The following is a 22374-nucleotide window of genomic DNA, read 5'->3' on the forward strand; positions in this document are numbered from 1 at the left end:
TGTTTAGCCAAGTAACGAAAATAACAATGACGACTTTATTGAACACCATTAATTCCCCTGCTGATCTGCGTGGCCTGTCACGTCAGCAACTCAAGCCGCTGGCTGATGAATTGCGCCAGTATGTGCTTGATTCTGTTTCCAAGACGGGCGGCCATTTGTCGTCCAACCTTGGCACTGTGGAATTAACCATCGCCCTGCACTATGTCTTCAATACGCCTGAAGACCGACTGGTGTGGGATGTTGGCCATCAAACCTATCCACACAAGATACTTACCGGTCGCCGCGACCAGATGCACAGCCTGCGCCAGTTGAACGGCATATCCGGCTTCCCGCGTCGGGTTGAAAGCGAATACGACACCTTTGGTACGGCGCATTCATCCACTTCCATTTCTGCGGCATTGGGCATGGCCGTGGCTGCCCGCACCAAAGGTGAAGACCGCCATGCAGTGGCCATCATTGGCGATGGTTCCATGACCGCAGGCATGGCTTTTGAAGCGATGAACAATGCCGGTGTGAATGAAGACATCAACCTGCTGGTTGTGCTGAATGACAATGACATGTCCATCTCGCCACCGGTGGGTGCACTGAACCGTTACCTGGCACGCCTGATGTCTGGCAAGTTTTATGCGGCTGCCCGCAATGTCGGCAAATCCGTCTTGCCATCACCCGTGCTGGAACTGGCCAAACGCTTTGAAGAACATGCCAAGGGCATGATCGTGCCTGCCACCATGTTTGAAGAATTTGGTTTCAATTACATCGGCCCTATTGATGGTCATGATCTCGATTCTTTAATCCCTACGCTGCAAAACATCAGAAACCTCAAAGGGCCGCAATTTTTGCACGTGGTTACCAAAAAAGGTCAGGGCTATAAACTGGCAGAGGCTGATCCGGTTTTGTATCATGGTCCAGGCAAGTTCAATCCGGCAGAAGGCATCAAGCCAGCTGCTGCGCCAGTCAAGCAAAGCTATACCCAGGTGTTTGGCCAATGGCTGTGCGACATGGCTGCGGCTGACGACAAACTGGTTGGTATTACCCCTGCCATGCGTGAAGGTTCTGGCATGGTGGAATTTGAAAAACAATTCCCAAAACGCTATTACGATGTCGGCATCGCCGAACAGCATTCGGTCACCTTTGCCGGTGGTCTGGCTTGCGAAGGTTTGAAGCCTGTCGTCGCCATTTATTCCACCTTCTTGCAGCGCGCCTACGATCAACTGATACACGACGTTGCCTTGCAAAATCTGGACGTCACTTTTGCACTCGACCGCGCCGGTCTGGTCGGTGCCGACGGTGCTACCCATGCAGGTAATTATGATCTGGCTTACCTGCGCTGCATCCCCAATATGGTCGTCATGGCGGCTTCCGATGAAAACGAATGCCGCCAGATGTTAAGCACTGCTTACCAGTATCCCGGCCCTGCCGCCGTGCGGTATCCGCGTGGTGCCGGCATAGGTGTGCCGACCGATAAAAACCTCAACACCATCCCCCTGGGCAAAGGCGAAATCAAACGCCAGGGTACGCGCATCGCCATCCTGGCCTTCGGCTCCATGGTTCAACCGGCATTAAAAGCGGCAGAACAACTCGATGCCACGTTAGCCAATATGCGCTTCATCAAACCGCTGGATGTGGAACTGGTCAAATCCCTGGCTGCCAGCCATGACATATTGGTGACCGTAGAAGAAGGCTGCACCATGGGCGGTGCAGGCTCTGCCGTGGCTGAAGCACTGGCCGAAGCTGGCATCACCAAACCCTTGCAGGTACTGGGTTTGCCCGACAAGTTTGTCGATCATGGCGACCCCGGTGTACTGCTGGCGCAATGTGGTCTGGATGCCGCAGGTATCGAGCGGTCAGTGCGGGCGCGCTTTGGTGATTGATGTTTGACCCAAGGTCAAAGCATTCACCATCATCTATAAAGGCTGCTTGCGAGCAGCCTTTATTACGAATGCTTATACAGAATGCTTATGCAAGACTACAGGGAAGGGAAATCGCCAGAAGGGCTAAACAATTCCCCGACGCGTGTCAGCGCCTGGTTTTCAAAGTGAATAATTTCGGGTACTGTCGTTGATATGGTTACGTTAGTAGAGGACTTGAATGGATGCCACCGAAATTCGCGCTTTGATAGATCGCTATATAGACGCCTATAACCGCAAGGATATTGCAGCGATGTTGCTGACTATTCATACCGAGGTAGAGTTCAGCAACATATCCATGGGTGTCGTCAATGCGCACACCGTTGGCGTCGCCGAATTTAAAGCACTTGCAGAGCAATCAGTTGCACTGTTCAGCGAACGGTATCAAGACATCATATTTTTCGAAAGCGGCGAAAACACCGCAGTGGCAGGTATCAAGTTTCGTGCAGTGGTCGCCATTGATTTGCCAAATGGCCTGAAGAAAGGGCAAGTATTGGAAATGGACGGGCGTTCGGAATTTGAATTTCGTGATGGTCTGATTTCAAGAATCAAGGATATCAGCTAAGCTTGATCAACTTGCCTATTCAAGGATTTGCCCCGAATGATGACTACGATGGGGAAGTCCAGTTCAAACTGATGAAGCCAGTATGAACTGCCAGAAAATGCGGTGAAGATCAATACCAATTTCATTTGCCTGTAATGACGACTGAATCCAAAGAATCCACGGGGATAACAATTTGTGATGGTCCTGGCCACCCCACAGTGGCGGCATCAGAACATGCCAATCTCAAGCTTTGCTTTGGTCCTAAGGCTGGTCTGACAGATGCACAGATAAAAACCATATTGTGGTTACGTCACCTGGGGACGCGGACTTCAATGAAAAAGAATAAAGTCACCCTGGTACTCAATCGCGCGACGTCTGAGCGCGACGACAGAATTGTCACGATTTTGCAGAAAGAGGCCATACCTTTTGAATTGCTGCCATGAATTCAAAAGAAGTATATGGCGAGTTACCTATGTCGATACGCATTAAATAATCAAGAAGGGAAATTGCTTCATGCAAGAAACGTCTTTTACTGGTGGGGCACGTATAGGCTGGATCAACGCTTCCTGGCCGTTTGCGAAGCTGAATGTGTCACGAGAGAAAATTGTACTGACGACTTTGGGTAAATATGAATTCAGTCCGGATCAAGTGGTTTCATTTGAACCGCACGGCCTGATTCCCGTCATCGCCAGCGGCATACGCATCAATCACAATCGCCCGGATTATCCCGGCACCATTATTTTCTGGTATCCGGGGCTGCGTAACACGGTACTGAGCAGCTTTGCACAGTGCGGTTTTCAAGCCAGTGGTAAAGCCCAGGCAAGGCCACAGGGCATGCCCATGCGCTGGAGTGTGATTATCGCCATGATACTCATCTGGAATGTATTGTTTTTTCTTGATCTTCCACCGCAGCTTTCTCCTGGCAGCGCTGAACCTGGCCCCTTCCAAATACTTGCGCTGGTATCTGCATGTGCTTTTGCAACAGCTGCGAAATTATCGACCAGGCTGCAAAATCTGATCATGGGCGAAGGGCGCTACTTCGGTGAAGTGAAATCGTTTTTTGTGCTGATGCAATTGCTGACTGGAGCTTTGGCAGTGGGGTTTGGGTTGATGTATTTCTTGAGATGAGATTGGAAGTTCGGATTCAACAACAGAATTTTGATATATATAGTTTTTGTGTATTCATCATGCTTTGAATTTTATGCTGGATTAACTTTCGTTGCGCGCGCTGTAATTTATCAAGACGATGTTGACCAGCAATACCAGATAAGCGTATCGCCCACATTGATTGCTACTTCGCATTCATTCCATTCATCCTGAAATAATAAACTCTCCCGCCATTGCGACGGGTGAGGTAAATCGATGTTCGCAAACTGTTTTAAATTGCGGACAATTTCGAAGTGGTTGGGCCATGACTTCATGATACCAATAGCCTTTGACGTATCCACCTGACAAGCGGCAAGAAAATGCGTCAAATCCCCGTGTTGCACGGGGGAAGAAATAATGAAATTCAGAACTGAGCCATAATCTGCATTACCCAGTTCATGGTAGTCACAAGAAATTCGTCGCATTGGAAATTTTTTAAATGATTATTTTGGCAATCTAACCCTGAGCGAGATTTTTTCGCCTAAGCTTGGAAAAGATTTTGAAAATTATCTTTCCCGCTCTTTCTCCCACAACACATCACTCCCCCCCGCATAGCGGTTCAATACCCGCGACAACACAAACAGCAAATCTGACAGCCTGTTCATATACTGCCTTGGGGCTTCGTTAATCGTTTCGGTAGCACCGACGCTGACGATGGCGCGTTCTGCGCGGCGGCAGACGGTGCGGCAGACGTTGGCGGTGGCGGCGGCGCGTGATCCGCCGGGCAGGATGAAATCCTTGAGCGGTGGCAGGTCGGCATTGTATTTTTCCAGCAGGGCGTCCAGCCTTGTGACCTGGGCTTCGGTGATCATGGTGTAGCCGGGGATGCAGAGTTCGCCGCCCATGTCGAACAGGTCATGCTGGATGGACACCAGTTCATGCTTCATCTGTTCTGGCATGTCTTCGCACAGTAATACACCGATCTGTGAGTTCAGTTCATCCACATCGCCCATGGCGTGCACGCGCAGGGCGTCTTTGGCGATGCGGCTGCCGTCACCCAGGCCGGTGGTGCCGGCATCGCCGGTACGTGTTGCAATTTTTGAGAGTCGATTACCCATGGCACATGAAATAAGGAGAGAAGTTGGAAAGGATACGGCAAATTCTGGCCGAACACAGCATAATAGAGCGCATCACGACTAATCTGGACTGCATTATGAATCATCCTGCCCCTATCGCAAGTGTCAGAACGCCTTTACCCGCCAGCTTGCTGCAAGCCTTGCAGAGCCTGCTGGAAGACCGTTTCAGCACCGCCCAGGCCGTGCGTTTGCATCATGGTCGTGACGAATCTTCTTATGACCCCATGCCGCCGGAAGGGGTAGCATTTGCCCAGAGTACGGAAGAGGTGGCGGCCATTGTCAAGCTATGCCATGAGCAGGGCGTGCCGGTGATACCGTATGGTGCGGGGTCGTCGCTGGAAGGCCATATCCTGGCATTGCACGGCGGTATTACCATTGATTTGTCGCAGATGAACAATATGGTGGCCGTGCATGCCGAAGACCTGACTGCCACCGTGCAGGCAGGTGTCACGCGCAAGCAGTTGAATGTGGAGATTCGTGATACCGGCCTGTTTTTTCCTATCGACCCCGGTGCGGATGCCAGCCTGGGTGGTATGGCTGCAACGCGGGCTTCGGGTACCAATGCAGTACGCTATGGCACCATGCGTGAAAATGTGTTGGCGCTGACGGTGGTGACAGCAGACGGGCGCATCATTCGCACCGGTTCACGCGCCAAGAAATCGTCTGCCGGTTACGACCTGACACGCGTCTTTGTCGGCAGTGAAGGCACGCTGGGCATTATCACCGAAGTGACAGTCAGGCTCTATCCTTTGCCAGAGGCAATTTCGGCGGCGGTATGCAGTTTCCCGGATAATGCCGATGCGGTGAATACGGTTATCCAGACCATACAGATGGGTGTGCCGATTGCGCGGGTAGAATTTCTGGATGCGAATGGCGTGCGCGCCATCAACGCGCACGATAAACTGAACCTGCCTGTCAAGCCTTTGCTGCTGTTTGAATTTCATGGCAGCGAGAACGGTGTCAAGGAACAGGCGGAGCTGGTGCAAGAAATTGCCGCTGCCAACGGTGCCGGTGATTTTGAATGGGCTACCAAGCCGGAAGAGCGTTCGCGTTTATGGGCGGCCAGGCACAATGCTTATTTTGCCCTGTTGCAATTGCGCCCGGGTTCACGGGCAATTTCCACGGATTGCTGCGTACCGATTTCACGCCTGGCTGAATGTATCAGTGAAACCCAGATCGATTGTGAAAACCATGGCATCCTGTATTCCATCATTGGCCATGTTGGTGATGGCAATTTCCACGTGTTGATGCTGGTTGATCCGGATAGCAGTGAAGAAATTGCCACAGCGGAAGCCATCAACCAGCGTATGGTCAGCCGTGCCATTGCCATGGATGGTACCTGTACCGGTGAGCATGGAGTGGGCATGCACAAGATGGGTTTTCTGATCGAAGAACACGGAACGGATGCCATTCACATGATGCGCATGCTGAAGCAGGCTTTTGATCCAAAGAATATCCTGAACCCGGGCAAAGTACTTGCATGGAATGAATAGTTTGCCACGCGGCATGTTTATCTGCGCAACTTCAGTAGTAGTACAGATGCCCGTTTCGTTGCTTTATTTTATGATGTAAGACTAATTTTTTTGCATACTGAAGTTGCTTGCATTGCATCATCAAGTTTGTGCATGGGCAATTTTAGGGAATTTTGTGCGACCAGGTTGGTCCATACAGGGCCACCAGCCTGGTTCGATCTGGTTTACACCCATTATTTATCTGGAATACGAATGGCAACACGTCTACCGCCAGTCCATGCGCTTTCGGCTTTTGAGGCCGCTGCCCGTCATAATTCATTTGCTGTTGCGGCAGAAGAACTTTGTATTACGCCATCTGCCCTGTCACACCGCATACGTTTGCTGGAAGAGCATTTATGCGAGCGTGTCTTTGTCAGGGAAGGGCGCAGTGTCACCCTGACTGAGTTTGGCCGCCGCTACCTGGACGTGGTGCGGGGTGCCTTGCGTACCCTGTCTGATTTTCCTTTGCCAAACAAGGTTGCACAAAATCAGTTGCGGGTGAAAGTGACAGTGCCGCCGACGTTTGCGCGTTATATGTTCATGCCCAGGCTGGCTGGTTTTACCAGGCAATATCCAGAAATTGAAATTGAAGTGTTTCTGTTTGTGCCGCTGTATGACCTTAGCCTTTCAGAAAGTGACGTCGAAGTGCGTTTTGGCGCTGGTGAATATCCCAACCTTGTGACCCGCAAATTATTTGTGGAACCCAGTTTTGTGGTGGCCAGCCCGGCGTATCTGAAAACCTTGCCCGCCATGCAGACCCCGGCTGATTTGCGGCATGCCAAATTATTGCGGTCTGCGCTGGAACCCTGGCAGCCCTGGTTTGAAGTGGCCGGTCTGGATTGGCCAGAGCCGACTACCGGTTTACGTGTAGATGATTTGGGTCTGTTGCTGGAAGCCGTCAAGCATGGTCACGGTATAGGTCTGACACGCCAGCATTTTGCGCAAGAGATGATACGTCGTGGCGATGTGGTCAGGGTGTTTGAAACGCAATTGGCAACGCCGCCGCATTCGTATTATCTGGTGCATGAGGCACAGGCCAATATACGTCCTGAGGTACAGTTGTTTATTGACTGGATGCAAGCGACGTATCAGCAGGCGTAAACGCTGACACAGACAGGCTGTTTTGCTTTTGCAGGGCCAGCCATTTATCCAGCGGCATGGGGCGGAAAAATAAAAATCCCTGCATCGAAGCACAGCCGTTGGCGATCAGGAAATCGGCCTGCTCCCTGGTTTCTACCCCTTCAGCCACTACACGTAATCCCAGATGGGATGCCATCGACAATATCGACTGTACGATGGCCGTGTCGTTGGCATCATCTGGCGTATCCTGGACAAAACTCTTGTCGATCTTCAGTTCATACAGGGGCAGTTTTTTCAGGTAAGCCAAGCTGGAATAGCCGGTACCAAAATCATCAATCGAAAAACGTATGCCCAGTTTGGTCAGTTCGACCATGCGGGCGATGGTGTCTTGCAGGTTTTCTATCAGCAAGCCCTCGGTCACTTCCAGTATCAGTCTGGCTGGCGGTGCGCCGGTGTTCTTCAATACCTGTTTCACCTTTTCTACAAAGTCGACCTGACGGAATTGTTTGGGGCTGACATTGACAGACAGCGGTATGTCCCAGCCTGCCTGCTGCAGTTGCAACAGCGCCAGGCAACCCTGCTCCATAACCCAGTCGCCCAGGCGCAGAATCATGCCGGATTCTTCTGCCACAGGAATGAATATGGCGGGTGAAATGGGGCCGCGTTCAGGGTGGGTCCAGCGCATCAGCATTTCGCCGCCGACGGGTGTGCCATGCCGGTCAACCTGGGGCTGTATGTGCATTTGCAACTGCCCACCAGAAATCGCTTCACTGAGTTCACGCTCGACAGTCAGCCTTTGTTCGACTTCGGACTGCATGCCGGTTTCGTAAAAGGAGATCTGATTTCTACCGCAGGATTTGGCGCGGAACATCGCAGTATCGGCTTCGCGCAGCAAATCATGGGCACTCTGGTTTTCGCGCGGCAGCAAGGTGATGCCTATGCTGCAGGTGGTGTTGTACTGCATGCCGTTGATATCAAAAAACTGCGAAATGGCATAGCGTATTTTTTCAGCAACCGCCTGCGCTGCGTGGGCGCTGACTGCCACATCATTGGATACATGGCAGAGCAAGACCACGAATTCGTCGCCACCTATGTGGGCGACCGTATCGACTTCACGCAGGGACAGGCTGAGCCTTTCTGCTACCTGTATCAGCAAGGCATCACCGACGGCATGGCCACGTGCATCATTGATGTATTTGAAATGATCCAGGTCAATAAACAGCACGGCGCTGAACATATTGCTGCGCCTGGCTGTTGCCAGCAATATGCCCATCCTGTCGAGCAGCAGGCGGCGGTTGGGCAGGCCTGTCAGCACATCAAAATAGGCCAGTCTGTGTATGTGTTCCTGGGCTTTCTTGCGTTCGCTGATGTCACGTCCGGTAGCGACCCAGTGCGCGTACTGACCGGCATCATTGGCTAGCGGGACGATATCAGCTTCTATCCAGAATTCATTGCCGTCACGGGTGTAGCAGATCAATTCTATGTGCACGGATTCGCAAGTGATCAGGGCATGGCTCAGGCGTTCCAGTTCTTCGGTCTGGGTGCGTGGTCCCTGTAAAAATACTGGCGACTTGTCGATCACATCAATGCTGCTAAAACCGGTCTGGCGCACAAAGGCATCATTCACAAAGACGATTTTCAGGCAACGTTTTCCTACGGCATCGGCATCCACATGGATGATCATGACCATATCATTGAGCCTGGCCACGGCGGCGACGATCAGACGCAGTTCTTCATTTGCCATGCGCAGCGACGATTGCCCCAATTGCAGTGACGCAGCAATCACGCGTTGCTGCTCCAGGCTACCATCCAGCCTTTGCAGCAACACCCCGCAAGAAATGGCCATCACAGCAGAAATAAAGGTGAAATTCAGAGTGACGATGATCAGTCGTAAAAAGGGATGCGAATCAAAGCCATAGACATGCAGGCTGGGGTCGGCCAGGTAACCGACGACCAGCAGGCTGAGGGCAGACAGGAGCAGGGCCTGCATGGCATACCGCAGATTGAGCAGCAGCGATGTCAGGACCGGGAAGGCCATCAGGTAAATCAGGCCAGTCAGCCCTACCTTGATCAAAAACCAGACACCCAGCAGGTACAGGAACAGCAAAAAATTCCAGGCACGCTGGCGAAAGTTCAGAAACGGCAAGCGCCATATGGTGGCCACCCAGATCAGGGCGAAGATATCAACAACGACGACAGACCACAGGTTTTCACTGACAGCCAGGACAATGCTGGGAATGGCCGTGGCAGAGCCGAGTGCAAGTACAAAGAAGAGAATGGCTGACAATACCTGCTCGCGCCACTGATGAGTCTCATTCAGTGCCGAAGGAGTAAGCAAATAATAATTACGGATGAATTGAAAAACAGTCATTGATGCTGTCCTTCTGAAATCAGTCCCATGAGCTGGCAATAGCCAGCTCACCTCAGTTTACAGCCAGATACCTGCGCTAAATTGCCCGACCGCTTTACTGCATCTTGTCGTGACAATTTTATGCAAACCCTGCCTGGTGTCTTGCAAGCACCTTGTTAAGCCAATGCGTCTTGATAACTTGGTAATACTATACCAACTTTATGCTTAATTCTTAAAATATATGCACCGCACCATTTGTACAGGCGATACATGCACTGAAAACATATTAACACTATTGCAAAATATTCTGCTGATCTGGTAGTTACGGCTGACTATGTGCACGGCTTGAGGGGCGTTGCGCATTGATGCTGAGTATTGGCCCTGAATTAGTCCTGAATTAGTTCTGTATTAACCCTGAATTATTTTTTATTGGCTTTTTAATCAACATTCTTGCCGGCAGATGCAGACCACAACGCAAACCACTGTTCCCGGCTGAGTTGTACACCCGTTGCCTGTACTGCTTCGGCTACGGCGGCGATTCTGCCTGAGCCGGTCAATACCATGGGGGATGCAGGATGTTTCAGTATCCATGCAAGCGCTACGACGCTGGGTGATACATCCAGTTCGCCAGCAATGCGTTGCAATGCCAGGCTGACGCGCTGGCCTTGTTCTGTCTGTTCATTGGCTGGCAGCATCAATTGCCCACCGCCCAGGGCAGACCAGATCATCGGTGCAATACGCAGACGCTGGCACTGATCCAGGCTGCCATCCAGCAACGGCTGCATATGCAGCAGGGACAGCTCTATCTGATTGGTTACCAGTGGGAAGCGCGAATTCAGCAAATCAAATTGTGCCGTGGTGAAATTCGACACACCAAAATGTTTGACCTTGCCGCTAGCTTGCAACTGGCGAAATGCTTCCGCCATGTCATCAGCATGCATCAATGGGTCAGGGCGATGGATGAGCAGCAGGTCCAGCTGTTCTATCTGCATGGCGCGCAGGGATTGTTCGGCAGATGCAATGATGTGGGCAGTGCTGGTATCGTAATGCTGGATGCCGTGGCTGGGACGCTGGTCCGATACCAGTTTGATGCCGCATTTGCTGACAAACTGCAATTGACGACGCAGGTGCGGGGCAAGTGCCAGTGCTTCACCCAGCAGGGTTTCACTCAGGTAATTGCCATAGATGTCGGCCTGGTCTACGGTAGTAATACCCAGCGCCAGGGCCTGTTCCAGAAAGCTGACTCTTTGTTGCGGTGTCATTTTCCAGTCGCCCAGACGCCACAGGCCAAGCACGATGCGGGAAAATTCAGGGCCAGCCGGTGCAACTTGCTGGCGTGGGCTGATGGTTTTTGTATGGGTGGTCGTCATCGGTGTTCGCTTATTCTTTATGATGGTGATGCAGGTTTAAGCCTGTTGTATCTGTTTGAGTGTCGCTATCAGCTCATCGCGGGTGGTATAGCCCGACGCTATCATATGCAGCGCATCCTGATGTACCAGCAGCAAAGCCGGGAAGCCGCGTATGCCCCAGCGCTGGCTTTGTTCAAAGTCTTGTCTTGCGTCAGACATGGTCATGGGCGACAGCATGGTTTCGTGAAAGCTGATGGCGTCATAGCTGTCAGCGCCTTCGACGGCATTCAGGGCAGTAACGGCAATCTCTGACAATACGCCAATATCGGTCACATCTTTGCCTTCGGCATAAAAACCATGCTGTATGGCATGAAACACGTTCAGGACGGCAGCGCTGGATACTTCATCCACCAGGGTGCGGGCGGCAACTACAGCACGGCAGGCGGGTTCTGTGTCATAGATGAAGCCGGGCTGTGACATGGCGTTGCCGCCAAAGGGCAGACCACTTCTTTCTTCCACATGCTTCCAGTGACTCAGGATGGTGGTTCTGGTGGTGTCATCCAGCACTTGCTGGTTATAGGCACGCAAGCCACCCAGTACCAGGTCAAGCCGGCTGCCGGGTACGGCATCAAGCAAAGCCTGCAATTCAGGGCCAAAGCCATAGCACCATGAACACATGGGGTCGGCAACATAAATAAGGTGTGTCATCACTTGCTCTCATCGTCACATTGGTGGGCGTCAGACGGTCATTGTATAGAAAGTTGCTGCGTCTGGCAGCCAGCAGGAATTTTGTCTATCCATTCAGTGACCGGCTGTTTTTTGCCGGTGCAGGCAACAAGAAAGCGGGCAGCTGACATTGTCATATAGATATTTTTCATGATGACATGGCAAGTAAATGGCAAAAAATTTTGCAGTTCGGGTATAATCCCCGGTTCTGTCCAAAATTTCCTCTTCAAGGCGTTTGATCGTTTGAATTTTCGTTGGGATTGAAAGTCCTGCCGAAACAGGTTTTTGTGGATTCTTTCTCTCTTAGGTTGGTGCAAATTAATTTGGGGGGTGGGGATGTCCGATCTGGCTTCTTTGTCTACACTCGCGCGTTCTGACGCGCAACTTCCGGTTCACGTGTATTTTGATGAAACGCTGCTACAGCGCGAAATCAAAGAATTATTTCAGTCTGGCCCACGTTATGTTGGCCATGAACTCATGGTGCCCAACGTTGGCGACTTTGCTACGCTGGCTTCTGAAAACGAAGGCCGCATGCTGGTACGCAGCGCCCAGGGTATAGAGCTGTTGTCGAATGTGTGCCGTCACCGGCAGGCATTGATGTTCAATGGCCGTGGCAATACCAATAATATTGTCTGCCCCTTGCATCGCTGGACGTATGACCTGAAAGGCGAGCTGATTGGCGCGCCGCACTTTGACGACACACCTTGCCTGAACTTGCAGCGCACACCGCTGCAAAACTGGAATGGTCTGCTGTTCGAGCAAAACGGTTACAACGTCATGGAACGCATGGCAAGTCTCAGCGTGACCAAAGATCTCGATTTTAGCGATTACATGCTCGACCATGTCGAAGTGCATGAATGTGATTACAACTGGAAGACTTTCATTGAAGTTTATCTGGAAGATTATCACGTCGAACCTTTCCATCCTGGTCTTGGCAGTTTTGTTGCTTGCGATGATCTGCAATGGGAGTTTGGCGAGGATTACAGCGTACAAACCGTGGGCGTCAATAATGGTCTGCTGAAATCCGGTTCCGCCACCTATCAGCGCTGGCAGGAACAGGTGTTGAAGTTCCGCAAGGGGGAAACACCCAAGTACGGCGCGATTTGGTTGACCCTGTACCCGAACATCATGGTTGAATGGTATCCACACGTGCTGGTGGTGTCGACCCTGTGGCCAACGGCAACCGGCAAGACACGCAATGTGGTCGAGTTTTATTATCCGGAAGAAATCGTCCTGTTCGAGCGCGAATTCATCGCCGCCGAACGCGCCGCCTATATGGAAACCTGCGTTGAGGATGACGAAATCGCCTTGCGCATGGATGCCGGACGCAAGATCTTGCTGGATCGCGGTGTCAGCGAAGTCGGGCCATATCAGTCACCCATGGAAGATGGCATGCAGCACTTCCATGAATGGTATCGAAGAAAAATCGCAATTTGAAGTGTTTCAATAGGGGAGGCGTGTGCCTCCCTTATCTTTTGGAGCAAGGATTTATGCAGTCTTTATGGATGCTGGTTGCCAGCTTTCTGTTTTCTATCATGGGTGTCTGCGTCAAGCTGGCATCAGTTGATTATTCAACCTCTGAAATAGTAGCGTATCGCGGCGCCATCGGTATGCTGATGATTGCCATGCTGGTGCGCTGGCAGGGCGGCACCCTGCGTACTGGTATGCCTTATCATCACATCGGGCGCGGCCTGATAGGCGTCATCGCGCTGTGGCTGTGGTTTTATGCCATCAGCAAATTACCACTGGCGATGGCGGTAACTCTGAACTACATGTCACCCATCTGGATTGCTGCCATGTTGCTGGGTGCAGCCTGGTGGCGCAAGCAGCCTGGCCTGACCTGGCAACCGGTCGGTGCCATACTCATGGGTTTCGTAGGCGTGGTGTTACTGCTGCGCCCAAGCATTCATGCCGATCAGGTCATCGGCGGTATTATTGCACTGGTCTCGGGCATGTTGGCTGCATGGGCGTATATGCAGGTCAGGCAAATGGGTTTGATGGGGGAGCCTGAATACCGCGTGGTATTTTATTTTTCCATGACCTGTGCCGTGGCTGGGCTGGCTGGCACCGTGTTCAGCAAATCTATTGGTGCCATGGGTAGCAGTGCACAAAATATCGTCTGGCATCACCTCGATACCAGAGGCGTTCTGTTGCTGCTGGCCATAGGCCTGACCGCAGCGATGGCGCAGATGGCCATGACGCGCGCGTATCGCCTGGGTAATACCCTGGTCACGGCCAATCTGCAATATGTTGGCATTGTGTTTTCCAGCTTGTGGGATGTGTTGATCTGGGAAGAAAGTCTGGCCTGGTTAAGTTGGGTTGGTATAGCCGTGATTTTATGTAGCGGCCTGATCGCCACCTTTTATAATGCGAAGACCAATACTGCCCCTACACCCAGTGATGCCATCAGTTCGGAATAAAATGACAGTTTTTCCGTGTGATGGTTAGCGATTTATTTTTTCAGGAGATAAAGATGTACACGACTTTGATCAGTGCAAGCGACCTGGCCCTTCATACTGAACGCAGTAACTGGGTCGTGCTGGATTGCCGGCATGATTTGATGGACACCAATGTCGGGCAGGCTGCCTATGACCTGGGGCATATTCCAGGTGCGCAGTTCGTGAATCTGGATCAGCGCCTGTCGGCCGCTAAAATTGGGCCAGATGGCGTTTTCCGTGGGCGCCATCCTTTACCGGAAAAAGGTGATTTTATCGCCAGCCTGCGCAATCTGGGTGTCAATGATGATAGCCAGGTCGTGGTCTATGATGCCCATGGCGGCATGTTTGCGGCACGCCTGTGGTGGATGCTGCGTTGGGTAGGACACGCCACTGTCGCCGTACTGGATGGTGGCTTGCCCGCATGGCAGGCGGCAGAATTGCCGCTCACTACGGTTGTGCCGGCCCTTGGCAGCGGCAATCTCAGTAACAGACCGGCACTGGTCGGCTCAGTTGAAGTCAGCCAGGTACTGGCGAACATCAGCAATCCTACCAGGACTGTTGTTGATGCCCGTGCTGCTGACCGTTTCCGTGGCGAGAACGAAACCATGGATCCGGTAGGTGGCCATATTCCCGGTGCCAAAAACCGCTTCTTCAAAGATAATCTGCAAGCTGATGGCCGCTTTAAACCAGCCGCGCAATTGCGTGAAGAATGGATGGCCGTCGTCAGCGACGCCAGCCAGGCCATCATGCAATGCGGCTCGGGCGTGACGGCATGTCATAACCTGCTGGCGCTGGAAGTGGCGGGCATGCACGGCGCAGCTCTGTATCCTGGGTCGTGGAGTGAGTGGTGTTCAGATGCCTCGCGGCCTGTGGAGCGTTGAGTCGGATTGTTTGGAACCTGTTTACGATCACGTACGCGCAGTAAGATCGTAAGCAGGTTCTTAGCGGTGGCTGGTCACAAACAACACCAGCACCACGCCCAGTGACACCAGCAGAATCTGCGGTATGGTTTCCTTGAGCGTCGCCCGCCGCTGCATTTGCGGCATCAGATCACTGACGGCGATATAGATAAAGCCGGAAGAGGCAAACACCAGCACATAAGGGATCATGCCACTGGCATGTTCCAGCGTGAAATAACCAATCACGCCACCGACCACCCCCATCATGCTGCATAGCAGGTTATACACATAGGCACGGGTACGGCTGAAGCCGGCATTCAGCAGGACGATAAAGTCGCCTATCTCTTGCGGGATTTCATGCGCAATAATTGCCAGGCCGGTGACCAGGCCCAGCTTGGGATTGGCAAGGAAGGCTGCTGCAATCAAAATGCCATCGGTGAAATTATGCAGGCCATCGCCCACCAGTATCATCCAGCCGGCACGGCCTGCCTCATCCGCATCATGGCCATGCTCATGATGATGACCGTCACCTTCATGATGATGGGAATGACGCAGTATCGCGAATTTTTCCAGCAGAAAGAAGGCAAGCAAGCCGCCCAGCAGGCAGGCAAACAGGGTACGGGTATCCGCACCAGACTCAAACGCTTCTGGCAGGGCATGCAGCAAAGAAGTGGACAGCATGATGCCGACCGACAGGCTGACCATGCGCTCTACTACTTTGGATAATAGCGAAAACGAAAAAATGGCAGCAGCCGTGATGCTTAAAACACCAGCAGCGGTGGTGGCAAACAGAATGGATAACAGCGTGGAATGAATTTTAAGCCTCGGGAATTTGCAACCAGGTTGCAAATTAAAGCATATTGCGGCGTTTTCTGCAAATCGAGTTGATTCTGCAGCCAACATCGGGATGTGCATTATTCGCCGAATTTTAATGTTCGTTAGCTATAATGAATGACTATGTTATTTCACACCCTCTCTTGCTATTACCCCATGACGATGACGACATCACAGCGTATTTTTAGCATAGCCGCCCTATTGACGTTATCTGCCTGCGCGCAGGCAAGTGGTCCAGGCGACCCTACGGCTGATCCGGAATTTATAATAGGCCTTAACGCAGCCAGGGGGCCTCGTGCCTTGACAGCCCTTGATGACAAGCTTGAAGCATTGATTCCTGCTTATACTGGACACGTATGCGCAGACATCGTTGCAGACGTCAAAAAACTGCGCTTGAACAAAGACGAATTTGAATCTACGGCAGATTACCAGAGCCGGATAGGACAACTGGCAAATGCAGGCTTGCATGGTCAATTGCGCCTGTCTGATACACTGGCTTTTGTGCACCATAACAGCCTGTATGGTGTTAAATATGATGCTGATAAAAGTCAGATGAGCGGTTCAGTTGGTATCCGGGACAGCAATCAGTGGAACAGCGAAAAAACCCAACTGTTGCGTAGTAAGGTCCTGGACCAAACATATGGTGGAAAAAGTAAAGGCCAGGCCAGAACTGAATCAGGTATTTCAGTCAATGTTGATCGCTTAAGCTACCAAGTTTGTGCTTTGAATATTGCCAATAGCAACTCATGGCAACAAACTAATTTTGACTTCAATATACCAGCTGCTGAGGCTCGCTTGGACAAAGGCAGATTAAAAGCTCTTTTTGTTGGTCACCTGGTGCCACAATTTATACAAAATTACGATCTTGTAGTGAGTCCCTCTGTTAAGGCGATGTGGCAAACAACCTATACCGGCAATGCCCTGGTTTTTCAGTTAGAACAAATCTGGATTTACAATCAAGTCACTGGACGCGTTTATAAGAAAATCAAGCCGTCGAATTGACGGCTGGGGGACTGGGACGCATATCGACTCAACGATGAAACAGCGCCCCTGAGCAGGAATCAGTTCAAGCAGAAATACGTCGAAACTATCAATCGTCAGCAATATTTCTTTGAGCTACACCACCGCCGTCCGCATGGTTACAAACTCTTCTGCAATCGTCGGATGCACGCCTATCGTGGCGTCCACTTGCGCCTTGGTGACGCCGCATTGCATGGCTACGGCAAAGCCCTGGATGATTTCACCGGCATCGGCGCCCACCATGTGCATGCCCAGCACACGGTCGGTATCCGCATCGACGATCATCTTCATCAGGCAACGTTCAGTCGAACCGGACATCGTATGCTTGAGTGCCTTGAATTCGCTTTTGAAGATTTTGACGTGCGGATGTTTTTCCCGCGCTTTGGCTTCAGTCAGACCCAGGGTTGCTACATTGGGGTGGCTGAATACCGCTGTCGGGATATTTTCATATGACATCAGCTTGCGCCCATGCTGAAACAGGTTGGCCGCGACTATCATGCCTTCGGCCAGTGCGACCGGGGTCAGGGCGACACGGTCGATGACATCGCCTATCGCATAGATATTGTCGACGCTGGTAGCAAAGTGTTCGTTGACGATGATGGCGCCATTCTCACGTACCTGCACGCCAGCATGTTCCAGTCCCAGACCTTTGACATTGGGTTGACGACCAGTGGCAAACAGCACGCAATCGCTGTCGAGCGTGCGACCATCGCTGAGCGCAACGCGCTTGCTGTCGCCGCTGGCAGTGATGGACAGGATCTTTGTATCGAGCGCTATCTCTATCCCTTTCTTGCGCATTTCATTGATCAGGAAATGCCCCAGATCACTATCCATGGTGCGCAATATCTGGGCGCCGCGCTGTACCAGTGTCACCTTGCAACCAAGCCCATTCAGGATGGATGCCAGTTCTACTGCGATATAGCCACCGCCCTGCACGACTGCATGTCGTGGCAGTGCCGGCAGGTGAAAGAATTCATCCGAGGTGATGCCCAGTTCGCTACCTGGCAATTCTGGCCGCACGGGGTGACCACCGGTAGCGATCAGGATGTGGTGGGCACGATAGCTTTGTCCATTGACGACGACGGTATGCGCATCCAGGATCTGCGCATGACCAGCGATGATATGTACTTTGGCGTTCGTCAGTAGCTGGCTGTAGATGCCGTTGAGTCTGGCGATTTCCTTATCCTTGTTGGCGATCAACGTGGGCCAGTCGAAACGCTGTCCGGTCAGGCTCCAGCCAAAACCGGCAGCTTCTTCAAAATCGGCATGGTAGTGTGCCGCATAGGACATTAATTTTTTGGGGATGCAGCCTACATTCACGCAAGTGCCACCCAGTGGACCAGCTTCTGCCAGTGCCACCCGTGCACCATACTGTGCTGCAAAACGGCTGGCACGTACACCACCAGAACCGCCGCCTATCGTGAATAAATCATAGTCGTACGTATGCATGATGGTCCTTGAACTGGGGTAATGGTGTCAGGCAGATTCGCTATGTTTATCAACGGAATCTGCCTGAGATTGGCTACACGGTATGCCTGTTGCAGCGAGATTAAAATCAAACGACGCCATTCGCCTTGAACCAGGCCAGGCAACGGTTCCAGCCGTCTTTGGCATCGGCTTCATTGTAGCTGGGGCGATAGTCTGCATTAAAGGCATGGCCAGAATTTTCATACACCTTGAATTCTGATTTGCTGTTACCTTTTTTGAGTTCGACTTCCATCTTGAAGACGGATTCAACCGGAATGCCCTGGTCTTTTGCGCCATACAGACCCAGCACCGGTGTCTTCAAACCAGAGGCAATATCGATAGGGTGCTTCGGCGTCAACGCCGAGGCATCACCCAGTAACTTGCCATACCAGGCCACACCGGCTTTGACACTGGGGTTATAGGCAGAGTACATCCAGGTAATGCGGCCACCCCAGCAAAAGCCGGTGATGCCCAGACGCTTGATGTCGCCGCCATTGTTGCCAGCCCAGGCGACAGCCGCATCCAGATCACCCATGACTTGGGCATCCGGTACTTTGGAAATGATTTCCTTGATCAATACCGCAACGCTTTCGGCATTCTTGGCATCACCCTGGCGCACAAACAATTCTGGTGCCAGTGCCAGGTAACCCTGCTTGGCAAAACGGCGCGCCACATCAGCGATATGTTCATGCACGCCAAAAATCTCGGAGATCACGAGTATCACCGGTAAATTAATCTTGCCTTCAGGCTTGACAAAATACATGGGCACTTCTGCGCCTGCCACGTTTAACTTGGTCACGCCATCGGTCAAGCCTACACGGTCAGTCTTGATCATGGTTTGTGCGCAAACCGGTGCCACCGCTGCGGCAAAACCCACGCCGACCGCTGTTTGTATAAAGCTGCGACGGTTGACCGTTGTGTTGTCTTCGCTGCTGCCAACCAGGCTATTAAAGTCTTCGCGATACTGCATGGTGTTCTCCTATGTATATTCGTTGGTACGCATTGGTATGCGTTAGGACAGTCAAGTACATGAAACCCCGGGCAAAACAGGAATGAATTGTACAACTGATTCAGAGAACTTACCTGTAATGGACGGTATTGCCGCTATTGCTTGCTAGTATTGCTTATTGAGATTACTTACGGCTCTGGCAAAACCGGCGGTGTGGTGTCAGCGTAAGTCAGGTAAGCTTTCCAGATATCATGCGTACGGCTTTGTATCAGATCAAGCTGGCATTGTGCCGACTGACGGTGGCGTATGCTGCCCTGTTCCCAGTAAGTGTAGACGTCGCCACAGTGTTTGTTACGATATTGTGTCCATGCGCTGTGGGCGATGTCCAGATTCAATTTGCTGTCACCGTCTTTTTTGAGACGGGTCTTGGCAGCTTGCAGGTAAGTGTCCAGTTTTTTGTCAGCCCTGGCTACCTCATCGGCCATGCACTGGCTGTCTTCCAGTGTATTTTGCGCTGCGGCACACAGTGCTTCTGCATGGCCATCATGTGCAATGGCACAGAGGATGCCGAGTACGAGCAGTTGAACAGGTTTCATATTACTCATGGATGTAGTCGCTAATGTTATTCAAGTTTAATCTCTCTGGTGCTGCTCAGGAAGCAGGTGCGTTGGTAGAACTCATCCCTATTGATGAAATGAGTTCTAGTGAAAACCAGTTGATGTTTGCGTGATGACTGGATGATGTCTTGAATTTATTTTTCTTTCAAATTGTTGAAAAACTGCCTCTGTTTTTCTATTTCACGTTCCAGATATTTGTCTTTGACGTCACTAGAACTCATTTCATAAATAGGGGTGAGTGCGAACAAGACGATTTGGGATGTAGTGCAAGGCGTGACGCGCAGCTAAGGCTGGTGCCTTAGCAAGCGGCACAACGCTGCAATACGCCCAAATCGTCAGTTCCCGAAGGGTTTGCCTCATAACGCGTGCTGGACTGCGTTGGACTCGTTGTCAATAGGCCCGCTATTGACTGCCTCGTCCGCCTTGCCAGCCCGCGTTATGAGGCAAACGCATCTCGCCCCTATTTATGAAATGAGTTCTGTATTCTCACGCTTCCATACTGTAGTACGTTTGAAGTTGGGGCCTTCCGTCTGGCGCTTGAGTGTATCGTTGTCCAGCGTCAATTGTTTAAGTGAGGAACTGCAACAATACAGACCGCCAGTGGTGTAGGTGCTTTCTGCAATCTTGTCCTGTTTTAATTGATAATTGCCCAGATTACCCATGGTGCCTACCCCTTTGACTGTATAAGCTTCCAGATAGACATAGCTGTGGTCGGGCAAGGCTTCAATCTGTATTTTTCCTTTGACTGTCTGGCATTGAAAGATACTGCCATCCCTGTTTTTCCCGCATTCAAACACAGTGCCGTCCGGGTTGGTAGTCAGGTCACTCACCAGTCGATAACTACCGGCAAGTTTGCCGTACTGGTCTGCATAGGCAGGAAGTAAAAAGAGGATATTGATGGCGACAAGCAAGCAGCTATAGACCAGCTTTTTTTTGATCATGGTATGGCACCAGGCAATGCAATTCAGGACGGATCAAGGGTAGATTATATCGGTGGATATTACACCGGTTTATGTCGTAGCCACAGGTAAGCTCGTGTAAGATATGTAAAACTCATCCCTGTTGATGAAATGAGTTCTATCCATATCTACGCAAAGAAAACAGCAATGACTTTAATGGATACCCTGGGTGTCGTGATCTTTGGCCTGGCCTTGTTGCATACTTTCAGTGCCAAGTTTTTTGAAGTGCTGGCGCATCGCCATGCCCGGCATGCAGGTCTGTTCCATCTATTGGGCGAGGTTGAAGTCGTATTCGGTTTTTGGGCCTTTGTGCTGGTCGTCGTCATGGCCCTGGTGTCTGGTGGTGATGCTGCGGTGGCCTATGCCGAGTCACGTCAATATACAGAGCCGCTGTTTGTGTTCGTCGTCATGGTGGTGGCTGCGTCGCGTCCTGTGCTGGAGATCGTGGGTCGTGTGCTGCGCGGCATGGCAAGCTTTGTTCCCCTGCCTGATGCGCTTGCCATGGTCTGGTTTGGTCTGGCGGTTGTGCCCTTGCTGGGTTCCCTGATTACCGAACCGGCTGCAATGACCCTGGCGGCACTGATACTGGCCCCCAGAATATTTCGTCGGGGTATACCGGAATGGCTGAAATATGCTGCACTGGGGGTATTGTTTGTCAATGTCTCCATCGGCGGCACGCTGACCTCCTATGCCGCACCGCCGGTACTGATGGTGGCATCAGCCTGGCAATGGGACAGTGCTTTCATGCTGGCCAGCTTCGGCTGGAAAGCCGCTATTGCCGTACTGTTCAATGCCACTGTCGTGACCCTGTTATTGCGCAAGCAGATTACCGTTGATGACGATGCAGATGAAACACACACTGAACCAGTGCCACTGATCGTCAGCCTGATCCATCTTGCCTTCCTGGCAGGGGTGGTCTTGCTTGCACATCATCCTGTATTTTTTCTGGGCTTGTTCCTGTTCTTCATGGGCTATGCCCAGGCTTACGAACGCCATCAGAATCCGCTGATTCTGAAAGAGGGTTTGCTGGTCGGTTTCTTTCTTGCTGGCCTGGTGGTGTTGGGTGGCATGCAGCAATGGTGGTTGCAACCCATCGTATCCAGTCTGAAACCGCACACCCTGTTTTTTGCTGCACTGGGACTGACGGCGATTACCGACAATGCCGCGCTGACTTACCTGGGATCATTGATTGCAGGCCTGAGTGAACAAGCCAAATACTTGCTGGTTGCCGGTGCCGTTGCTGGTGGTGGGTTGACTGTCATTGCCAACGCACCCAATCCGGCGGGCGTGGCTTTGTTGAAGCGCGGTTTCGATAATGAATCTATCGGTGCATTGGGTTTGTTGCTGGGCGCATTGCCACCGACAGCGGTGGCTGCGTTGATGTTTTTAATCTGATTGGCATCTATAGTTGCATGTCAGTGTGCTCAACTTTTGATGCGCCCCAGGCTTATACAGGCAAGATGCAAGTCTGTGCAAGGCTTGTGGCACTGCGGCAGATAAAT

21 protein-coding genes are annotated in these 22374 nt (G+C 51.7%); 11 read left to right on the top strand and 10 right to left on the bottom strand.

Features of this window, described 5'->3' with window-relative positions:
* Positions 1-26 precede the first annotated feature (26 nt).
* The 4 genes from dxs to H8L32_RS09020 all read left to right on the top strand — a co-directional run bounded on the left by dxs (position 27) and on the right by H8L32_RS09020 (position 3579).
* On the top strand, positions 27-1871 hold the full coding sequence (gene dxs, locus H8L32_RS09005; RefSeq protein ID WP_186946862.1) for a 1-deoxy-D-xylulose-5-phosphate synthase: 1845 nt from the start codon (positions 27-29) through the stop codon (positions 1869-1871).
* A 217-nt stretch (positions 1872-2088) separates the two neighbouring features.
* The gene (locus H8L32_RS09010; RefSeq protein WP_222619301.1) at positions 2089-2472 is read left to right on the top strand and encodes a nuclear transport factor 2 family protein; all 384 of its coding nucleotides are present in this window, start codon (positions 2089-2091) and stop codon (positions 2470-2472) included.
* A 134-nt stretch (positions 2473-2606) separates the two neighbouring features.
* Entirely contained in the window at positions 2607-2894 is a 288-nt protein-coding gene (locus tag H8L32_RS09015; protein ID WP_186946863.1) for a hypothetical protein, read from the top strand.
* A gap of 70 nt (positions 2895-2964) precedes the next feature.
* Positions 2965-3579 carry a hypothetical protein gene (locus tag H8L32_RS09020; protein WP_186946864.1) on the top strand — a complete coding sequence of 205 codons (615 nt, stop codon included), beginning with the start codon at positions 2965-2967 and terminating at the stop codon, positions 3577-3579.
* Between the two features lie 110 nt (positions 3580-3689).
* On the opposite strand, the gene H8L32_RS09025 is transcribed toward H8L32_RS09020, so the two are convergent.
* Both H8L32_RS09025 and H8L32_RS09030 read right to left on the bottom strand, forming a co-directional pair.
* Positions 3690-4022: a hypothetical protein gene (locus H8L32_RS09025; protein ID WP_186946865.1), complete on the bottom strand. Its 333-nt coding sequence runs from the start codon at positions 4020-4022 to the stop codon at positions 3690-3692.
* Positions 4023-4103: 81 nt separating this feature from the next.
* Positions 4104-4655 carry a cob(I)yrinic acid a,c-diamide adenosyltransferase gene (locus H8L32_RS09030; protein ID WP_186946866.1) on the bottom strand — a complete coding sequence of 184 codons (552 nt, stop codon included), beginning with the start codon at positions 4653-4655 and terminating at the stop codon, positions 4104-4106.
* Positions 4656-4750: 95 nt separating this feature from the next.
* On the opposite strand from H8L32_RS09030, the gene H8L32_RS09035 reads away from it, so the two are divergent.
* Together H8L32_RS09035 and H8L32_RS09040 are read left to right on the top strand one after the other, a co-directional pair.
* Complete coding sequence (locus H8L32_RS09035; protein WP_186946867.1) at positions 4751-6166, top strand: FAD-binding oxidoreductase; 1416 nt, start codon at positions 4751-4753, stop codon at positions 6164-6166.
* 231 nt (positions 6167-6397) lie between these two features.
* Positions 6398-7285, top strand: coding sequence for a LysR substrate-binding domain-containing protein (locus H8L32_RS09040; RefSeq protein WP_186946868.1), 888 nt, complete (start codon positions 6398-6400; stop codon positions 7283-7285).
* On the opposite strand, the gene H8L32_RS09045 is transcribed toward H8L32_RS09040, so the two are convergent.
* The 3 genes from H8L32_RS09045 to H8L32_RS09055 form a co-directional block, all read right to left on the bottom strand.
* Positions 7248-9635: a putative bifunctional diguanylate cyclase/phosphodiesterase gene (locus H8L32_RS09045; protein ID WP_186946869.1), complete on the bottom strand. Its 2388-nt coding sequence runs from the start codon at positions 9633-9635 to the stop codon at positions 7248-7250. The genes H8L32_RS09040 and H8L32_RS09045 overlap by 38 nt on opposite strands.
* A gap of 416 nt (positions 9636-10051) precedes the next feature.
* A complete protein-coding gene (locus tag H8L32_RS09050) occupies positions 10052-10984 on the bottom strand; it encodes an aldo/keto reductase (RefSeq protein WP_186946870.1) in 933 nt (310 codons plus the stop codon).
* Between the two features lie 36 nt (positions 10985-11020).
* Complete coding sequence (locus tag H8L32_RS09055) at positions 11021-11671, bottom strand: DsbA family protein (RefSeq protein WP_186946871.1); 651 nt, start codon at positions 11669-11671, stop codon at positions 11021-11023.
* Positions 11672-12025: 354 nt separating this feature from the next.
* Here H8L32_RS09055 and H8L32_RS09060 point away from each other — a divergent pair, with 354 nt between their 5' ends.
* Genes H8L32_RS09060 through H8L32_RS09070 form a run of 3 tightly spaced genes read left to right on the top strand, consistent with a single transcriptional unit; the run spans position 12026 to position 15008 of the window.
* On the top strand, positions 12026-13126 hold the full coding sequence (locus H8L32_RS09060) for an aromatic ring-hydroxylating oxygenase subunit alpha (RefSeq protein WP_186946872.1): 1101 nt from the start codon (positions 12026-12028) through the stop codon (positions 13124-13126).
* Positions 13127-13179: 53 nt separating this feature from the next.
* Positions 13180-14109, top strand: coding sequence for a DMT family transporter (locus tag H8L32_RS09065; RefSeq protein ID WP_186946873.1), 930 nt, complete (start codon positions 13180-13182; stop codon positions 14107-14109).
* A 53-nt stretch (positions 14110-14162) separates the two neighbouring features.
* The gene (locus tag H8L32_RS09070) at positions 14163-15008 is read left to right on the top strand and encodes a sulfurtransferase (protein WP_186946874.1); all 846 of its coding nucleotides are present in this window, start codon (positions 14163-14165) and stop codon (positions 15006-15008) included.
* Between the two features lie 60 nt (positions 15009-15068).
* On the opposite strand, the gene H8L32_RS09075 is transcribed toward H8L32_RS09070, so the two are convergent.
* Positions 15069-15770 (bottom strand): ZIP family metal transporter, encoded by a 702-nt coding sequence (locus tag H8L32_RS09075; protein ID WP_329605176.1) that lies wholly within the window; start codon positions 15768-15770, stop codon positions 15069-15071.
* Positions 15771-16016: 246 nt separating this feature from the next.
* On the opposite strand from H8L32_RS09075, the gene H8L32_RS09080 reads away from it, so the two are divergent.
* The gene (locus H8L32_RS09080; RefSeq protein WP_222619302.1) at positions 16017-16862 is read left to right on the top strand and encodes a hypothetical protein; all 846 of its coding nucleotides are present in this window, start codon (positions 16017-16019) and stop codon (positions 16860-16862) included.
* A 114-nt stretch (positions 16863-16976) separates the two neighbouring features.
* On the opposite strand, the gene gorA is transcribed toward H8L32_RS09080, so the two are convergent.
* From gorA to H8L32_RS09100, 4 genes are all read right to left on the bottom strand, one after another.
* Positions 16977-18329, bottom strand: coding sequence for a glutathione-disulfide reductase (gene gorA, locus H8L32_RS09085; protein ID WP_186946877.1), 1353 nt, complete (start codon positions 18327-18329; stop codon positions 16977-16979).
* A gap of 106 nt (positions 18330-18435) precedes the next feature.
* The gene (locus H8L32_RS09090; RefSeq protein WP_186946878.1) at positions 18436-19317 is read right to left on the bottom strand and encodes a dienelactone hydrolase family protein; all 882 of its coding nucleotides are present in this window, start codon (positions 19315-19317) and stop codon (positions 18436-18438) included.
* A 167-nt stretch (positions 19318-19484) separates the two neighbouring features.
* Positions 19485-19901: a lysozyme inhibitor LprI family protein gene (locus tag H8L32_RS09095; protein WP_222619303.1), complete on the bottom strand. Its 417-nt coding sequence runs from the start codon at positions 19899-19901 to the stop codon at positions 19485-19487.
* A gap of 476 nt (positions 19902-20377) precedes the next feature.
* Positions 20378-20854 (bottom strand): hypothetical protein, encoded by a 477-nt coding sequence (locus tag H8L32_RS09100; protein ID WP_186946880.1) that lies wholly within the window; start codon positions 20852-20854, stop codon positions 20378-20380.
* Positions 20855-21019: 165 nt separating this feature from the next.
* Between H8L32_RS09100 and H8L32_RS09105 the strand changes: the two genes are divergently transcribed.
* Positions 21020-22267 (top strand): putative Na+/H+ antiporter, encoded by a 1248-nt coding sequence (locus H8L32_RS09105; RefSeq protein ID WP_186946881.1) that lies wholly within the window; start codon positions 21020-21022, stop codon positions 22265-22267.
* The last annotated feature ends 107 nt before the right edge of the window (positions 22268-22374 follow it).

The sequence above is a fragment of the Undibacterium hunanense genome (genome assembly GCF_014284335.1).
Taxonomy (GTDB): domain Bacteria; phylum Pseudomonadota; class Gammaproteobacteria; order Burkholderiales; family Burkholderiaceae_D; genus Undibacterium; species Undibacterium hunanense.

Bases quoted from the DNA above. Each gene is read 5' to 3' on its own strand.
- dxs (WP_186946862.1), top strand. From the start codon at position 27: ATGACGACTTTATTGAACACCATTAATTCCCCTGCTGATCTGCGTGGC.
- H8L32_RS09010 (WP_222619301.1), top strand. From the start codon at position 2,089: ATGGATGCCACCGAAATTCGCGCTTTGATAGATCGCTATATAGACGCC.
- H8L32_RS09015 (WP_186946863.1), top strand. From the start codon at position 2,607: ATGACGACTGAATCCAAAGAATCCACGGGGATAACAATTTGTGATGGT.
- H8L32_RS09020 (WP_186946864.1), top strand. From the start codon at position 2,965: ATGCAAGAAACGTCTTTTACTGGTGGGGCACGTATAGGCTGGATCAAC.
- H8L32_RS09025 (WP_186946865.1), bottom strand. From the start codon at position 4,022: ATGCGACGAATTTCTTGTGACTACCATGAACTGGGTAATGCAGATTAT.
- H8L32_RS09030 (WP_186946866.1), bottom strand. From the start codon at position 4,655: ATGGGTAATCGACTCTCAAAAATTGCAACACGTACCGGCGATGCCGGC.
- H8L32_RS09035 (WP_186946867.1), top strand. From the start codon at position 4,751: ATGAATCATCCTGCCCCTATCGCAAGTGTCAGAACGCCTTTACCCGCC.
- H8L32_RS09040 (WP_186946868.1), top strand. From the start codon at position 6,398: ATGGCAACACGTCTACCGCCAGTCCATGCGCTTTCGGCTTTTGAGGCC.
- H8L32_RS09045 (WP_186946869.1), bottom strand. From the start codon at position 9,635: ATGACTGTTTTTCAATTCATCCGTAATTATTATTTGCTTACTCCTTCG.
- H8L32_RS09050 (WP_186946870.1), bottom strand. From the start codon at position 10,984: ATGACGACCACCCATACAAAAACCATCAGCCCACGCCAGCAAGTTGCA.
- H8L32_RS09055 (WP_186946871.1), bottom strand. From the start codon at position 11,671: ATGACACACCTTATTTATGTTGCCGACCCCATGTGTTCATGGTGCTAT.
- H8L32_RS09060 (WP_186946872.1), top strand. From the start codon at position 12,026: ATGTCCGATCTGGCTTCTTTGTCTACACTCGCGCGTTCTGACGCGCAA.
- H8L32_RS09065 (WP_186946873.1), top strand. From the start codon at position 13,180: ATGCAGTCTTTATGGATGCTGGTTGCCAGCTTTCTGTTTTCTATCATG.
- H8L32_RS09070 (WP_186946874.1), top strand. From the start codon at position 14,163: ATGTACACGACTTTGATCAGTGCAAGCGACCTGGCCCTTCATACTGAA.
- H8L32_RS09080 (WP_222619302.1), top strand. From the start codon at position 16,017: ATGACGATGACGACATCACAGCGTATTTTTAGCATAGCCGCCCTATTG.
- gorA (WP_186946877.1), bottom strand. From the start codon at position 18,329: ATGCATACGTACGACTATGATTTATTCACGATAGGCGGCGGTTCTGGT.
- H8L32_RS09090 (WP_186946878.1), bottom strand. From the start codon at position 19,317: ATGCAGTATCGCGAAGACTTTAATAGCCTGGTTGGCAGCAGCGAAGAC.
- H8L32_RS09095 (WP_222619303.1), bottom strand. From the start codon at position 19,901: ATGAGTAATATGAAACCTGTTCAACTGCTCGTACTCGGCATCCTCTGT.
- H8L32_RS09100 (WP_186946880.1), bottom strand. From the start codon at position 20,854: ATGATCAAAAAAAAGCTGGTCTATAGCTGCTTGCTTGTCGCCATCAAT.
- H8L32_RS09105 (WP_186946881.1), top strand. From the start codon at position 21,020: ATGACTTTAATGGATACCCTGGGTGTCGTGATCTTTGGCCTGGCCTTG.